The following is a 15701-nucleotide window of genomic DNA, read 5'->3' as shown; positions in this document are numbered from 1 at the left end:
CTAGTATCGGGCGCCAAATGGACTTGCCGGAGGACACCATGGCCGATCGCTCCACCCTGCATTCGCCCGTCCACCCCGTGCGCTTCGTGACCTCGGCGGCGCTGTTCGACGGGCACGACGCGGCGATCAACATCATGCGCCGGATACTGCAGTCGCAGGGTGCGGAGGTGATTCATCTAGGGCACAACCGGGCCGTGCACGAGGTGGTGGACGCGGTGCTCACCGAGGACGCGCAGGGCGTGGCGGTCAGCTCGTATCAGGGCGGGCACGTCGAATATTTCGAATATCTGGCGGCGGCATTGCGCGAGGCCGGTGCCGAACACGTGCGGATCTTCGGCGGTGGCGGCGGCGTGATCGTCGCCGACGAGATCGCCCGGCTCGCCGACGCCGGGGTGCGCATCTTCTCCCCCGAGGACGGGCAGCGGCTGGGGCTGCCGGGCATGATCAACGAGCTGGTCCGGGACTGCGACGTGGATCTGTCGCTGACGCCGGCGCCGGTGGAGGCCGTGCTGTCCGGTGAGCGAAAAGCCCTGGCCCGCATGCTCACCTGTCTCCAGCAGGATGCGCTGCCCGCCGCCGACCTGGATGCGATCACGGCCGCGGCATCGGATCGGACCGTCCCCGTACTGGGCATCACCGGCACCGGCGGCTCCGGAAAGTCCTCCCTCACCGACGAATTGGTGCGCCGCCTGCGCTCGGATCAGCAGGACAAGCTGCGGGTGGCGATCCTGGCGGTGGATCCGACGCGCCGGCGCGGGGGCGGTGCGCTGCTGGGCGACCGGATCCGGATGAACGCCCTCGACGACGGCCACACCTACTTCCGCTCGCTGGCGACCCGCGGCGGCCGCGAGTTGCCGACCAATATCGACGCAATGATCCTGGCGTGCAAGGCCGCCGGGTACGACCTGGTGATCCTGGAGACCCCGGGCATCGGCCAGGGCGATGCGGCGATCATCGACCATGTCGACGTGTCGCTGTATGTGATGACGCCGGAGTTCGGCGCGGCATCACAGCTGGAGAAGATCGATATGCTCGATTACGCGGATGTGGTGGCGATCAACAAGTTCGAGCGCCGCGGGGCCGCCGACGCGCTGCGCGACGTATCGCGGCAGCTGGTCCGCAACCGCGAGGCCTTCGGCGCCTCCCCTGACGATATGCCCGTATTCGGCACCAGCGCAGCGACATTCAACGACGACGGCGTGACGGCGCTTTATCAGCAGCTGTCGGGATTGCTGTCGGAAAAGGGGCTCACGCTGGAGCCGGGGGCCTTGCCGCGAGTGGACACCAAGGTATCGACCAGGTTCGCGCAGATCATCCCGCCTGCCCGGGTGCGGTACCTGGCCGAGATCGCGGAGACGGTGCGGGATTATCACGCCGATACTTCGCGGGAAATGGTTGCCGCACAACGTGTTCAGCGCTTCCAGCAGGTGCTGGACGAACTCACGGGCGACGAAGATTCCGGCCAAAAGCATGCCGGAAAAATGGAAGGACCGCATCGCACCGGAAACACGGAGGGACCGCATCGCACCGGAAACACGGAAGGACCGCATCGCGCGGGAAACAGGGAGGGACCGCATTACGCCGAAGATGGTGGGGGACCGCATCGCGCCCGGAGTACACGCGGACAGCATGCGGAAATGTCGGAGGCAGCGGCCGCGGTGGCCCGATTGCTGGAACAGGCGCGCACCGACCTGACACCCGAAAGTGCTGCGCTGCTGAAGGACTGGCCGGAGGTTGCCGAGTCGTATCGAGGCGACGAGCAGGTCGTGAAGGTGCGCGACCGGGAGATCCACACCACCCTGCGCCGAACTTCGCTGTCGGGCAGCTCGATCCCCCGTGTCGCGCTCCCCCGTTTCACCGATCACGGTGAGCTGCTGCGGTTCCTGCGCTCGGAGAATCTGCCGGGTCGATTTCCGTTCACCGCGGGCGTATTCGCGTTCAAGCGCGACAACGAGGACCCGGCGCGAATGTTCGCCGGGGAGGGCGACCCGTTCCGCACCAATCGCCGGTTCAAGGTGCTGTCGGAGCACGCCGACGCGAAACGCCTGTCCACCGCGTTCGATTCGGTGACTCTCTACGGCCACGATCCGGCCGAACGGCCGGATATCTACGGCAAGGTCGGCACCTCGGGCGTCTCCATCGCCACGCTCGACGATATGAAGGCGCTCTACGACGGTTTCGACCTCGCCGCGCCCACCACATCGGTGTCGATGACGATCAACGGCCCCGCGCCGACCATCCTCGCCTTCTTCCTCAATGCAGCGATAGATCAAGCGCTGCAACGATTCTCCGAGTCCGAGGGGCGCGACCCGAGCGATGCCGAGGCCGCCGAGATCCGCGCGATAACGCTGTCCACCGTGCGCGGCACCGTACAGGCCGACATCCTCAAGGAGGACCAGGGCCAGAACACCTGCATCTTCTCCACCGAGTTCAGCCTGCGCATGATGTCGGACATCCAGGAATGGTTCGTGCGCAACGGTGTTCGCAACTTCTACTCGGTATCGATCTCCGGCTACCATATCGCCGAGGCCGGGGCGAATCCGATCAGCCAGCTGGCGTTCACGCTCGCCAACGGCTTCACCTACGTGGAGGCGTATCTGGCGCGCGGCATGCACATCGATGAGTTCGCGCCCAACCTGTCGTACTTCTTCTCCAACGGCATGGATCCGGAGTATTCGGTGATCGGCCGGGTGGCCCGCCGCATCTGGGCGGTCACCATGCGCGACAAGTACGGCGCGAGCGAACGGTCGCAGAAGCTGAAGTACCACATCCAGACCTCCGGACGCTCGCTGCACGCACAGGAGATGAGCTTCAACGACATTCGCACCACGCTGCAGGCGCTGATCGCGCTCTACGACAACTGCAACAGCCTGCACACCAACGCCTACGACGAGGCGGTCACCACCCCCACCGAGGATTCGGTGCGCCGCGCCCTCGCCATCCAGTTGATCATCAACAAGGAGTGGGGGCTGGCCATGAACGAGAATCCGCTGCAGGGCAGCTTCATCATCGACGAGCTCACCGACCTCGTGGAGGAGGCCGTGCTGAGCGAGTTCGAGCGGATCAGCGAGCGCGGCGGTGTGCTCGGCGCCATGGAGACCGGCTACCAGCGCGGGCGCATCCAGGACGAGTCGATGCTGTACGAGCAGCGCAAACACGACGGCAGCCTGCCGCTCATCGGCGTCAACACCTTCCGCAACCCGCACGAGGAGGAGCACCGGGTGCTGGAATTGGCCCGCGGCACCGAGCAGGAGAAGCGGTCGCAACTGGAGCGCACCCGCGGCTTCCAGGACCGCCATCGCGATGCCGCGCACGCCGCCCTGGCCCGGCTGGAGGTGGCCGCCCGCGGCGACGACAACGTCTTCGAGGTGCTAATGGACGCCGCCCGCGTCTGCACGCTGCAGCAGATCACCGACGCCTTCTTCACCGTCGGCGGCCAGTACCGCCGCAACGTGTGAAATCCCGATCTCCCGCGATCGGGGCGCGGCCCGTGTGACAATCGCCTGGTCGCACGGGTAGCCGAGGCGAAAGGACGGTCATGGACCTCGCGGGGATCAGCGTCGTGGATGCGCACGTCCATCAGTGGGATCCGCTGACGACGCCGCGAGATTTCAGTCGGCTCGCCAAGCTGTTCCGCTATCTCCCGGTGCCGATCGACCTCGCGGCGCGACTGGCGCCGCAGCGCGACCGGGAATTCGTCGGCGATCCCGAGATCTACGTCCGGCCGTACCTGCCCGCCGACTACCGGGCCGACCTCGGCGAGGTTCCGGTCGAGGCGCTGGTGCACGTGGAGGTCGAATGGGCGGGGAAGGCGCCGGAGGCCAAGGCCGACGAGACGCGATGGGTGGCGAGCCTGCCGTTCGGCGTGGACACGCCCGCGCTGGGCGCCATCGTCGGCAGCGGTGACCCCGCGGCGCCCGGATTCGCCGAACTCGTCGACGCGCATCAGTCGGCGTCGCCGCTGTTCCGGGGCATCCGGACCATGGTGGCGCACCACCCGGACCCGAGCGTGCGCTCCTTCTGTCCCACCCCCGACGCACTGACCACGAAGGCGTTCCTGGACGGTTTCGCGGTGCTCGCCGAGCGCGGGCTGTCGTTCGAGGCGTGGGTGTACTCGCAGCAGCTGCCGCAGGTCACGGCGCTGGCGCAGCGCTATCCCGAGGTCACCATCGTGCTGAACCACCTCGGCACGCCCGCCGGGATCTTCGGCCCGGTCGGCAAGCACACCGGCACCCAGCCGGGCCGCCGGCGCGAGCTGTTCGTGCAGTGGCGCGACGATATCGCCACGCTCGCAACGCATCCCAACGTGGTCGCGAAGCTGACGGGGCTGGCCATGCCGGTCCTCGGACATCCGGTCCCGGTGCGGGGCACCCCGACCCCGGTGCCGACGCTGCTGGACCGCACCGGGCCGCTGCTGCACCACGCCTTCGATGTGTTCGGGGCACAGCGGTTGATCTGGGGATCGAATTTCCCTGTGGACAAACCGATTACGAGCATCTCCAACAGTGCGCGGGCGATCGTCGATGTGCTCGCCGACCGCGACGGCAGTGCCGCGGAGCTGCAACAGATCTTCCGCGACAATGCCCAGCGGGTGTACGGCATCGACGCCGAGTTGCTGGCGTAGTCGGCGTAGCCGTCATCAGCCCGCGCATGGCCGGAGGTACGCCTGGCTTCATGCCCGCCGCAGGCCGAAGAATTCCAGCTCCGCGAAAACGGCGACGACGGCCGCACCGACGAGCAGGAACGCCACGCCCCACCCGGTCAGCGGGATCACGTCGATGAAGGCGAGCACGGTCATCGCTACGGCCGAGGCCGCGTTCGCGATCGCGACGGTCGCCGCGAGCCGCCGCGGGATCTCCGCGTAGCCCGCGATCAGCAGCAGCGCCGCCGCCCCACCCAGCATCGCCACACCGAACGGGATCGACCAGGCTGTGGGCAGGCCGAGCGGATCGCGCAGCACCGGTGCCGCGGCGAGCATGACGACACCGAATAGGCCCGTGCTCCAGCCGTCGATGCGCAGCACGCTACGCAGGTCGACGCGGGCGATGGTCGCGGTAGCTGTGGTCATATCCCTCTCCTGTCAGCCGGGCGACCCGATCGGTCGCGATATCGAGGCTGCCGGGCCGGATGCCGATCCTCAATAACCTCCGACGTCATGGCGACGGCGTTCGGATATGCGGCAGTCTTCCGACGTCATGGCGACGTCGGCCCGGATATGTGGCGAACCTCCGACGTCATAGCGACAGCGGCCCCGGATATGCTGCGCAAATGACCATGACCGCGCCGACAGCCCAGGTGGGCGCTCTGCTGCGGCAGTGGCGGCAGCGGCGGCGGCTGAGCCAGCTGGACCTGGCGCTGGCCGCGGAGACCTCGGCCCGCCACGTGTCGTATGTCGAGACGGGACGGTCCCGGCCCAGCCGCGAAATGGTGCTGCGCCTGTCCGAAACGCTGGATGTGCCACTGCGCGAACGCAATACGCTGCTGCTGGCCGGTGGATACGCGCCCGAGTACCGGGAGAGCAGCCTCGACGATGCCCAGCTGAGCTCGGTGCGGGCGGCCCTGGACACCATGCTCGCCGCGCACGAACCGTATCCGGCGGTGGTCGTGGACCGATACTGGAATCTGGTGACCGGCAACCGCGCCATGGGCGTGCTGATGCACGGCATTCCGGAGCATCTGCTGCGGCCGGAGGCGAATGTCTATCGGCTCGTCCTGCATCCCGAAGGGTTGCTGCCCAACCTGGTGAATACGCGCCAGGTGCGAAAGTTGTTCCTGGAGCGCCTGATTCGCCAGGTTCATGCGACCGGGGATCCGAAGCTGCAGCAGCTGTACGACGAGGTGGCCGACTACCCCGAACCTTCGGAAGACACGGAATCCGAAGTGCCCCAGCCGAGCCCGTTCCAGGTCTCGCTGCGCATCCGCACCCCGATGGGCGAGCTGTCCATGTTCAGCACCATGGCCACCTTCGGCGCCCCGGCCGACGTCACGCTCTCCGAACTCGCCATCGAATTGTTCTATCCCCTGGACGATTTCACCCAGTCTGCATTCCACACCCTGGCCGAGGCCGGGTAGTCCCCGTCATTCCGGCGTCATGCATCGATCACCTCGGGCGGTAGGTACTGGGCCGAGAGCAGGGCGGCGTGGGCGCTGGTGTGGTCGATGATGCGGGCCGCGTCGACATCCACGGCGCCTGTGCGCCAGGCCGCGAGCAGTTCGACGAAGCCGCCGATGCCCATGAGTGTGCTCATGCGGAAGGAGGTCTCGTCCACGCCGGGGCGCAGGTAGGGCCGGGCCGCGGCGATGAGCAGGTCGGTGGCATCGGTCAGCATCTTGGACCGGCGCTGCTCGAGCACCGCGCTCCCGGCGTGCTCGGCCAGCAGGATGCGCGCGTGACCTCCCGACTGCAACTCCACGGCGCGCGTGATCGCCGCGCGCAGGATCTGGAGCGGTGTCCGGCCGAGGTACTCGACGACGACCGCCGACAGCTCCCCGAACACCTCCAGACACACCTCGTCCCACACCACGGCCAGCAGTTCGTCCCGATCCGCGAAGTGCTCGTAGAAGTAGCGGTCGTTGAGCGAGGCCCGGGCGCAGACGCCGCGCATGGTGACCGCGGCCCAGCCGTTGTCGACCCAGATCTCGAGCGCCGCCTCGATCAGCCGGGCGCGGCGCTCGGCACGGCGCTGTTCGCGCGTGCGGCCGCCCCAGGTTCGGGCGGATCGGTTCGATCCCGTTGGTGCGCGCATGGTTGACATTCTGCCCCTCCGGGCGCCTAATTGGTGGCAGGCGCGGCCAATGATGGCATGCGACACCAATTGCCTCCCGAGGCCGGGCCTGCCGACACGGCTACGGGAGTTCTCATGAGGCTGAATCCCTTCGGCGGCACCCGCCGCACGCACCAGGCGGATGCGGTGGTCACCGGCGCCGGCAGCGGCATCGGACGGGCCTTCGCGGTGGAGCTGAGCCGCCGCGGCGGGCGGGTGGTCTGCTCCGACATCGATGCCGACCGCGCCCGCGAGACCGTCGAGATCATCGGCGGCGCAGGCGGAAAGGCGTTCGACGTGCCCTGCGATGTGGGCCGGTCCGACCAGGTCGTCGCCCTCGCCGACACCGCCGAGCAGTGGTTCGGCAAGCCGCCCGATATCGTGATCAACAACGCCGGAATCGGCCGCGGCGGAGCGCTTGTCGGGCAGGCGCCGCTGTCGGAGTGGCATCAGGTGCTCGACGTCAACCTGTGGGGCGTCATCCACGGCTGCCATGTCTTCGCCCCGCGGCTGCGCGCCGCCGGGCACGGCGCCATCGTGAACACCGCCTCGGCCGCCGCATTCGGCGCCGCACCCCGCATGGCCGCCTACAACGTGAGCAAGGCCGGTGTGCTGGCGCTGTCGGAGACGCTCGCCGCGGAGCTGGCGGGCAGCGGCGTCATCGTTACCGCCCTGTGCCCGACCGCGGTGAAAACCAATATCCTGCAGGATGTTTCGTTCGAGGATCCGACCGTCGCACAGCTCGGCGATGCCATGCTGCGCTGGACCGGCCGCTCCCCCGAGTCGATCGCCCGCACCACCCTCGACGCGGTGGACCGCGGGCAGTTGTACGTGGTCCCGCAGGTCGAGGCCAAGCTCATCTGGCAGTCCAAGCGGCTGCTGCCCGTCCCCTACACGCGCGCCGCCGGACTGCTGGAACGGCTGATGCGCTAGCACATTTCGAGTGCGCCGGACCATTTCGAGGAGGTCGAACAATGGCGTTCGCATATCCGGACATGCTGGAGACGATCAAGGACCGGCAGTGGGCCCTGGCCGATATCGACTGGGACGCACCGGGAGCCGAGCTGATCACCGACGAGCAGCGTCCGCGACTGGCCGCGTTCATGGCGGATCTGGTGTGGATCGAGCACGTCGGCGCACGCGGTTTCGCCGCGCTGACGCGCAAGGCACCCGAGGGCGCGCTGCGCGAGATCTACCGCTACTTCCACGCCGAGGAACAGAAGCACGCCAATGCGGAACTGGCGCTGATGCGCCGCTGGGGCATGCTGGACGGCGAGCGGATGCCGGTGCCCAACACCAACATCCGACTGGTCATCGAGTGGCTGGAGCGCTACTCCGACGACCTCTCGCTACCCGTGCTCGGCACCGTGATCCCGTCGCTGGAGACCGCACTGGACGGCGCGCTGGTGAAGTTCCTGCTCGACGAGGTGCGGGATCCGCTGTGCCACGAGGTGTTCCGGCACATCAACAGTGACGAGTCCCGGCATCTGGCGGTCGGGTTCCAGGTGCTCGAACAGCTCGGCGCGGGACCGATGCGGCGGCTGGTGATCGAGACCGCCGGTTTCGCGGCGCGCCCGTCGTTCGTGCTGGGTGCGCTGCTGTACGCGCCACTGCTGTCGCGAATGGCGGCCAATATCGTGGCCCTCGGGCTGGACGAAGAGAAGTTGTGGAATGCGGTGCGGCGCTACGAGACCGTGGGCGAGCGCAGCCCGAACATCCGGCGGGTGCCGCTGTATCACGTGGTCCGCTATCACGCGATGGCGACGATCAACCGGATCCAGCCGGTCCAGCTGGCCGTCGACGCGCTCAATGCCGGTATCGACCGGTTCCCGGTGCGGGTGCTGGGGCGGCCGCCGTCCTGGTCGAAGGAGCTCACCTACGACCCGGTGGCGAAATGACCGAGCCCGCCCGGACATTCGATACCCGTGACGAGTACGCCGGGCAGCGGATCCACTGCGCGCGCTGGGATCGCCGGGTGAACCTGCGCGGGCGCCGGGTGGCCGTCCTCGGCACCGGCGCCGCGGTCGCGCGGGTGCTGCCCGCGGTGGCCGCCGAGGCCCGGAAAGTGACCGTTTTCCAACAGGATCCGGTGTGGGTGCTGCCCAGACCACCGCTTTCGGAGGCGCTGGGAGTGCTGCCCGGCCGCATCGCGCGCTGGGCGGCCCGGGCGAATCTGCGCCTGCAGGTCCGCGATTCCTGGGTGCGACGCCAGCTGACGCCCGACGGCCCGGCGCGGATCCGACTGCACAATCACTACTACGAGGCCCTGCAGCGACCCAACTGCAAGCTGGTGACCTGGCCGATCGCGCGACTTGCGCCGCTGGGAATCCGTACCGTGGACGGTATCGAGCACCGGGTCGACTGCATCATCTTCGCCCAGGAGGACCAATGACCGATCAGGACGTCGCCACCCATCACGAGGTGATCATCGTCGGCGCCGGATTCTCCGGTATCGGCGTGGCGATCAAGCTGCGGGAGAACGGTTTCGACGACTTCCTGATCGTCGACGAGGCCGACGGCGTCGGCGGGACGTGGCACTGGAACACCTATCCCGGTATCGCGGTGGATATTCCGTCGTTCAGCTACCAGTACTCGTTCGAGCAGAGCTCGGACTGGTCGCGGGTGTACGCCCCGGGCGGGGAGTTGAAGGCCTACGCCGAGCACTGCGCCGACAAGTACGGCCTGCGGCCGCGAATCCGGTTCGGCACCAACATCTCCGATGCGGAGTTCGACACGGACAGCAGCATGTGGCGCCTGCGCACGGCCGACGGCGGCGAACTCACCGCCCGATACGTCATCGCCGCCACGGGCGTGCTCACCCGTCCGAAATTGCCCGAGATCCCGGGCGTCGAGACGTTCGGCGGCCTCACCATGCACACCTCGCGCTGGGACCACTCCCAGGATCTGCGCGGGAAGCGGGTGGCGATCATCGGCACCGGAGCCTCTGCCGTGCAGGTGATTCCGACGATCGCGCCGGACGTCGGCCAATTGGTGGTGTTCCAGCGCACCCCGATCTGGTGCCTGCCGCGGCCGGATACGACGCTGCCCGCGCCGGTGCGGTGGGCGATGCGGCATCTGCCCGGCGGCCAGACCCTGTCGCGCCTGGCCAGCCAGACCTTCGTGGAACTGACCTTCCCCCTGTCCGCGCACTACTATTCGAAATTGCCGCTGGCCAAGCTGGGCGAACGCACCGGCCTGGCACACCTGCGCAACCAGGTGCACGATCCGGCGATCCGCGACAAGCTCACGCCCCGATATGCGCTGGGCTGCAAGCGACCCGGCTTCTCCAACGAATACCTGGCGACGTTCAATCGCGACAACGTCGTGCTCGAGACCGACCCCATCGCCGAGATCACCCCGACGGGGGTCCGCACCCACGCCGGCACCGAGCACCCGGTGGACGTCCTGATCCTGGCCACCGGATTCAAGGTGATGGAGGCGGGCAATATGCCGACCTTCGGGCTGCACGGCGTCGACGGCCTGGACCTGGAGAAGTGGTGGGACGAGAACCGCCTGCAGGCCTACGAGGGCGTGAGCGTGCCCGGCTTCCCGAACTTCTTCTCCATCATCGGGCCCTACGGCTACAACGGGGCGTCGTACTTCACGCTGATCGAGATGCAGACCCGGCACATCCTGCGGCTGCTGCGCCATGCCCGCCGCACCGAGGCCGGGCGGGTGGAGGTGACGCGCGCCGCCAACGACCGGTTCTTCCGGGAGATGCTGAATCGCCGTGACGGACAGGTGTTCTGGCAGGACAGCTGCACGCTGGCCAACAGCTACTACTTCGACCAGCACGGTGATGTGCCGCTCAAACCCATGAGTACCGCCGAGGCCGCATGGCGCGCCGGGCATTTCGATCTCGGCGACTATTCCTTCGAGCGGACGCCGGTTCAGGCCAGGAAGGAACGGGCCAGCTGATCGGACAGTTCGGCACGCGCGGTGACCAGCGACGGGCCGTACCAGGTGAGGCTGCGGCCGGATACCAGCGCCACCGGAACACCCGGAAATGCCTCGGGCCCATCGGTTTCGGTGAAGACATACGGCTCGTCCGGCAGCACCGCCAGTTCGATGCCGTCGCGCAGCTCCTGCTCGGAGACCTTCGGATAGCGCCCGGCGCGGTCGGCGTGCACCAGGCGTAGCCCGAGCCGACGCGCGACATCGCCGGTGAACGTGTCGCCGCCGACCACCATCCACGGGTTGCGCCACACCGGGATCACGGCATTCCGCGCACGTCCCGGCGCGGGCTCGGCCCAGGCGTCCGCGGCCGCGGTCAGCCACTCGGGCCTGCCGGTATCGAGTGCGATATCGAACAATCGCGCCATGGATTCGAGGGCCTCGTCGATCGTTCGGATCCTGGTGACCCACACCGGAATTCCCGCCCCACGGAGCCGGTCGACATCGATGCGCCGGTTCTCCTCCTGATTGCACACCACCAGATCCGGTGCCAGCTCGGCAATGCGCCGCACATCGGGATTCTTGGTCCCGCGCACCCGTTCCACGTCCAGATCCCCCGGATGCGTACACCATTCGGTAGCGGCGATCAGCACCTCGGGGCAGGTCGCGGCGATCGCCTCGGTCAACGAGGGCACCAGCGAAATCACCCGGTGCACAGGGTGTTTCACCGGAACCTCGGCGTCGAGATCGTCCAGTGTCATGCCAGCACCCTCCGGCACAGGTCCCGCAGTTCCTCCGGCGGCACCGTCGGCCGCATACTCGCCGAACCGAGCACGAGCAGATACAGGATTCGCGCCGTCGCCCGCGCATCGGCCTCGGCGCGGCCGCCCTCGGCCAGCAGCGTGCGCAGGAAGTCGAAGCGGGCCTTGTCGACCCGCTCCTTGGCCGCCGCGGCCAACGGCTCGTTCAGGGCCCAGGCGCTGATCGCGAGTTCGATATTGGCGGGCTCGTCGCTGTCGAGCACCAGGTCCACCAGTCGCTCGAGCCGGGCGCGCGGGTCGAGGCCCGCCGCGTCCACCGCCCGAATGTAGTGCGTGGTGTGCACCGTCTCGAAGTAGTCGAGCAGCGCCGTCTTGTAGCCCTGCATGCCGTGGAAATGGTGGTAGAAGGAGCCGGTGCTCAGGCCGGTGGCCGCCACCAGCCGGTCGATGGTCAGGGCCGTCGGCCCGGCCGTCCCGAGGATCGCCAGGCCCGATTCCAGCCACGAGGTCTTGCCCGCCACATCCACCAGCCTATAACATAACTTTTGTTATGTTCCGGAGCACGGCGCTCCCCTCGCTTTCCGGAGGCCGAGATGACCACTGCGGCGTCATCCCCATCGATCACCATCCCGCGCTGGCCGGTGGTCGCCCACACCACCGGTGCCGCGCTGATCGGCGCAATCGGCCTGGCACACCTGCTGTTCATTCACGTATTCGGCGGCGAGGACGGGCCGGACGAGGAACTCATCAACGACCTGTCGGCGCGCACGCCTTCCCCGATGTTCGAAAACGGCCGTCAGATAACGGTTTTCGACCTCAACACCGGCTACAGCGTCGGCATGGGCATGCTGGGCGTGATGTTCGCGATTCTCGTCCTCGTCGCCGCGCGCAACGCCCCGCACCTGATCGCCCGCTGGTCCCCGTTCAACTGGGCCTGCACGGCCACGGCCGTATTCACGTGCTGGATCGCCGTGCTCTACTTCCCCGAACCCGTGATCGCCTTCTCGGTCGTCGGCACGCTGTGTTTCGCCGCGGTGCTGTTCGGCGGGACCCGGTCGGCGGACTATTCGTCGAACGCGCGGTAGACGGCCCGCAACTCCCGCAGCCCGGCCTCGGCGATCGGCTCATCCTCGGAGGTCATGCGCAACGCCCGCCGCAGCGGCATCGGGTCCAGATCGTCCACGGCGGGCCGGAATTCGGGCTCGGGCAGCCTCGGCAGCGCGATATTCTCGCCGTAAAGATCATCGGAAACCGTTGTGCCGCTGTCGTTCTGAACGCCGCTGATCAAGGTGTCCAGATCGAGCCCGCGCAGGGTGAGCATGATCGAGGGCTCGGAGTCGAGCCGGTCGGCGATGATGTAGCAGACCGCGGCGACGTGTTTGCACGGCCAGCCGGAATCGGGGCAGCTGCAGCCGAAGTCCAGTTCCGAGGCGGTGGTCGGCAGCAGCAGCGGGCCCAGGTCCTGCGACAGGGCGCCGGACGCCAATTGGGCGAGCATGCCCGGGGTGTCGCGAACCAGGTCGACCAGCTCGTCGAGGCGCTCGTCGCGAAGCTTCCGCAAGGTCAGCACCGAAGTGAACGGGCGCGGCTGGCTGCCCTGCACCTCGGCCGTCACCGTGCCGGACTCGATCGCATAGTTGACCACCTGGCCGGACCTCGCGTACGAGCGGCCACGCGCCAGCCGACCGGCGTCGGCGACCTGCTCCACCGCCTCGATGAACGACCGGCCCCACCACGTGCGCGCGAACGACCCACGGCGACTGCGAGGTTCGACGCCGCCGCGCACCGGGCGGCGCTTACCGAACTGGCTGTAATCGGTGAACGGGCTCATTCGCCCACCGCCTCGGACCCGAGCGCGAACATCCGCTGGATCTCGTCGTTGCTCAGCTCGGTGATCCAGTTCTCGCCGGTGCCGACGGTCAGGTTCGCCAATTCCTGTTTGCCGCTGATCATGTCGTCGATACGCTCCTCGATGGTGTCGACGCACACCAGCTTGCGCACCTGCACGTCGCGACGCTGGCCGATCCGGAAGGCGCGGTCGGTGGCCTGGTTCTCCACCGCCGGATTCCACCAGCGGTCCAGGTGCACAACGTGATTGGCGGCGGTGAGATTCAGGCCGGTGCCACCGGCCTTGAGCGACAACAGCATCAGCGGCGGCCCGCCGTCCTCCTGGAATCCGGTGACCATGGCGTCGCGCCGCTTCTTCGAGACGCCGCCGTGCAGGAACGGAACGGGGGTGCCGAACCGCTCGGTCAGATACGGCTCGATCAGCTCCCCGAACTCGCGGAACTGGGTGAACAGCAGCGCCTTCTCGCCGTCGGCCAGCACCGACTCCAGCACGTCCTCGACCAGCGCCAGCTTGCCGGAGCGGTGCTGCCCGCGGCGCAGCAGCGCGGATCCGTCGCTCAGGTAGTGCGCGGGGTGGTTGCATACCTGCTTGAGTCGCGTCAGCGCTCCGAGCACCACGCCCTTGCGCTGAATATCCTTGGACTGCTTCAGGTTTGCCACCATATCGTCGACCACGGCCTGATACAGCGCCGCCTGCTCCACGGTCAGGTTGGAGCGGACCGTCATCTCGATCTTCTCGGGCAGGTCCGAGATCACCGCCGGATCGGTCTTGACCCGGCGCAGTACGAACGGGGCGGTGACGGTGCGCAGCCGGGTGATCGCGTTCTCGTCGTGCTCGCGCTCGATCGGCACCGCGAAGCGGGCGTGGAACTCCGAGGCCTTGCCCAGCAGGTCGGGCGCCGCGAAGTCCAGGATCGAGCGCAGTTCCTCGAGCCGGTTCTCGACCGGTGTTCCGGTGAGCGCCAGGCGCTGCCGCGCCGGGACATTTCGTGCGGCCCGGGCCTGCCGGGTGTTGGCGTTCTTGATGTGCTGCGCCTCGTCCAGCACCACCCGCTCCCACGTCTGGCGCTTCAACTGCTCGACATCACGGGCCAGCAGGGCGTAGGTGGTGATCACGATATCCGAATCCGCCACGGCCGCATCGAATTCCGCGCCGGACCGGCGGCCGGCCCCGTGATGCACCAGCACCCGCAGTTCGGGGGCGAAGCGCTCGGCCTCGCGCTGCCAGTTGCCGACCACCGACATCGGGCAGATCAGCAGGGTCGGCTTCGGTATGGAATCCCTTGCCGCGGTTTCTCTTTCGTGCACGAGCAGAGCGAGGATCTGAATAGTCTTGCCCAGGCCCATATCGTCGGCCAGGATGCCGCCGCAGTTGTGCCGGTTCATCGTCGCCAGCCAGGACAGGCCGCGCAGCTGGTACGGCCGCAACTCGGCCTTCAACCCCGCCGGTGGATCGACCGGCTGCGGCTCCCTGGTGGATTCGAGCAGCTCCGCTGCCCAGCCGGATACGCTCACCTCCTCGATCGGCACCTGCTTGACCTCGGAGGTCGCGACCTGGCCGAGCACCTCGGTCAGCGATCCCACCGCATTCTCGGTGCGACCGTTCAGATAGGCCGCGGCGGCCGCCAGCACCTTGTGGTCGGCCTGCACCCACTGCCCGCGCAGTCGCACCAGATCCGATTTGGCCTGCACCAGCCGCGCCATCTCGGCCGGGGTGAGCACGGTGTCGCCGAGCGCCAGCTCCCAGTGGTAGGACACCAGACCGCTCAGGCCGACCGCGGTCTCGGTGGCCGCCGGGCTCTGCACGCTCAGGCGCATGCTCGGCGCGACCACCCGCCACGCCCGGGGCAGCAGCACCTGCACCCCCGCCGCGCGCAGCGCGTGCACGCCGTGTGCGACCAGGTCCTGCACGACCGCGGTGGGCAGCAGGAAGTCGATGCCGCCCGGGTCCCGCGGCAGCTCGCGCAGCATCGGATAGGCCTGCACCGCCCCCGTCACCTTCTCCGCCGCCAGCTTCAGCTGCGCCGGATCGCCGTGGATCGGAACCGGTTGCGGCGCTTCGCCTTCGGCTCGCAGGCACACCTCCAGCCGCCAGAGCGCGTCGAACCCGTCCGCACCGGATTCCGGATCCTCGTCGGGTTCCAGCAGCCGCAGCACCAGCTCCGGTTCCCCGGCGGTGAGGCTGGTCCGCCACTCCTCCAGCGCCGCCGACACCCGGTGCGAGCCCGGCTCCAGGGGCGTGTTCGCGGCCAGGGCCGCCAGCAGCGGATGGCTCTGTTCGGCCAGGTCGAGGCGGCGGCGCGCGATCGGGTCGGTCAGTTCGGCCAGCATGTCCTCCAGCACCGCGGCGGGTCGCCCCGCCACGCGCAGCGCCGGCGGCATCGCGGTGGCCAGCTCGGCCAGCCACGCCCGCTGCCGCTGCCCGCCCACCAGT

The 15701-nt window shown here is 68.3% G+C and carries 14 protein-coding genes; 8 read left to right on the top strand and 6 right to left on the bottom strand.

Annotated features, from left to right (window positions below):
* The first annotated feature begins 17 nt into the window (after window positions 1-17).
* Both NM1_RS44405 and NM1_RS39765 read left to right on the top strand, forming a co-directional pair.
* Window positions 18-3458, top strand: a complete 3441-nt coding sequence (locus tag NM1_RS44405; protein ID WP_373864100.1) for a methylmalonyl-CoA mutase family protein — start codon at window positions 18-20, stop codon at window positions 3456-3458.
* 80 nt (window positions 3459-3538) lie between these two features.
* Window positions 3539-4624, top strand: a complete 1086-nt coding sequence (locus NM1_RS39765; RefSeq protein ID WP_068032871.1) for an amidohydrolase family protein — start codon at window positions 3539-3541, stop codon at window positions 4622-4624.
* 48 nt (window positions 4625-4672) lie between these two features.
* Here NM1_RS39765 and NM1_RS39760 read toward each other — a convergent pair whose 3' ends face one another.
* Window positions 4673-5068 (bottom strand): hypothetical protein, encoded by a 396-nt coding sequence (locus NM1_RS39760; RefSeq protein ID WP_068032869.1) that lies wholly within the window; start codon window positions 5066-5068, stop codon window positions 4673-4675.
* Window positions 5069-5274: 206 nt separating this feature from the next.
* On the opposite strand from NM1_RS39760, the gene NM1_RS39755 reads away from it, so the two are divergent.
* The gene (locus NM1_RS39755; RefSeq protein WP_114699899.1) at window positions 5275-6072 is read left to right on the top strand and encodes an MmyB family transcriptional regulator; all 798 of its coding nucleotides are present in this window, start codon (window positions 5275-5277) and stop codon (window positions 6070-6072) included.
* 17 nt (window positions 6073-6089) lie between these two features.
* Here NM1_RS39755 and NM1_RS39750 read toward each other — a convergent pair whose 3' ends face one another.
* Window positions 6090-6746: a TetR/AcrR family transcriptional regulator gene (locus NM1_RS39750; protein ID WP_068032865.1), complete on the bottom strand. Its 657-nt coding sequence runs from the start codon at window positions 6744-6746 to the stop codon at window positions 6090-6092.
* Window positions 6747-6860: 114 nt separating this feature from the next.
* Between NM1_RS39750 and NM1_RS39745 the strand changes: the two genes are divergently transcribed.
* Genes NM1_RS39745 through NM1_RS39730 form a run of 4 tightly spaced genes read left to right on the top strand, consistent with a single transcriptional unit; the run spans window position 6861 to window position 10682 of the window.
* A complete protein-coding gene (locus NM1_RS39745; protein WP_068032863.1) occupies window positions 6861-7697 on the top strand; it encodes an SDR family NAD(P)-dependent oxidoreductase in 837 nt (278 codons plus the stop codon).
* Between the two features lie 41 nt (window positions 7698-7738).
* Window positions 7739-8662, top strand: a complete 924-nt coding sequence (locus NM1_RS39740) for a reductase (protein ID WP_068032862.1) — start codon at window positions 7739-7741, stop codon at window positions 8660-8662.
* A complete protein-coding gene (locus NM1_RS39735; RefSeq protein ID WP_068032860.1) occupies window positions 8659-9156 on the top strand; it encodes an NAD(P)/FAD-dependent oxidoreductase in 498 nt (165 codons plus the stop codon). The genes NM1_RS39740 and NM1_RS39735 overlap by 4 nt, the downstream gene beginning before the upstream one ends.
* Window positions 9153-10682 (top strand): flavin-containing monooxygenase, encoded by a 1530-nt coding sequence (locus tag NM1_RS39730; RefSeq protein WP_068032858.1) that lies wholly within the window; start codon window positions 9153-9155, stop codon window positions 10680-10682. The genes NM1_RS39735 and NM1_RS39730 overlap by 4 nt, the downstream gene beginning before the upstream one ends.
* Here the strand turns inward: NM1_RS39730 and NM1_RS39725 are convergent.
* Both NM1_RS39725 and NM1_RS39720 read right to left on the bottom strand, forming a co-directional pair.
* On the bottom strand, window positions 10655-11419 hold the full coding sequence (locus NM1_RS39725; protein WP_068032856.1) for a helical backbone metal receptor: 765 nt from the start codon (window positions 11417-11419) through the stop codon (window positions 10655-10657). The genes NM1_RS39730 and NM1_RS39725 overlap by 28 nt on opposite strands.
* Window positions 11416-11940 (bottom strand): TetR/AcrR family transcriptional regulator, encoded by a 525-nt coding sequence (locus NM1_RS39720; RefSeq protein WP_169814407.1) that lies wholly within the window; start codon window positions 11938-11940, stop codon window positions 11416-11418. Before NM1_RS39720 ends, NM1_RS39725 begins: the two co-directional genes overlap by 4 nt.
* A gap of 72 nt (window positions 11941-12012) precedes the next feature.
* On the opposite strand from NM1_RS39720, the gene NM1_RS39715 reads away from it, so the two are divergent.
* Window positions 12013-12504, top strand: a complete 492-nt coding sequence (locus NM1_RS39715; protein WP_147289176.1) for an LIC_13387 family protein — start codon at window positions 12013-12015, stop codon at window positions 12502-12504.
* On the opposite strand, the gene NM1_RS39710 is transcribed toward NM1_RS39715, so the two are convergent.
* Entirely contained in the window at window positions 12483-13250 is a 768-nt protein-coding gene (locus NM1_RS39710; RefSeq protein ID WP_068032850.1) for an SWIM zinc finger family protein, read from the bottom strand. The genes NM1_RS39715 and NM1_RS39710 overlap by 22 nt on opposite strands.
* Window positions 13247-15701, bottom strand: a 2455-nt coding sequence (locus NM1_RS39705) for a DEAD/DEAH box helicase (RefSeq protein WP_068032849.1), incomplete at its 5' end; no start/stop codon positions are given. The genes NM1_RS39710 and NM1_RS39705, both read right to left, overlap by 4 nt.

Source organism: Nocardia mexicana NBRC 108244, from assembly GCF_001613165.1.
Lineage (GTDB): Bacteria > Actinomycetota > Actinomycetes > Mycobacteriales > Mycobacteriaceae > Nocardia > Nocardia mexicana.
Note: the sequence above shows the minus strand (reverse complement) of the source record. Positions and strands in the feature narration are given on the sequence as shown.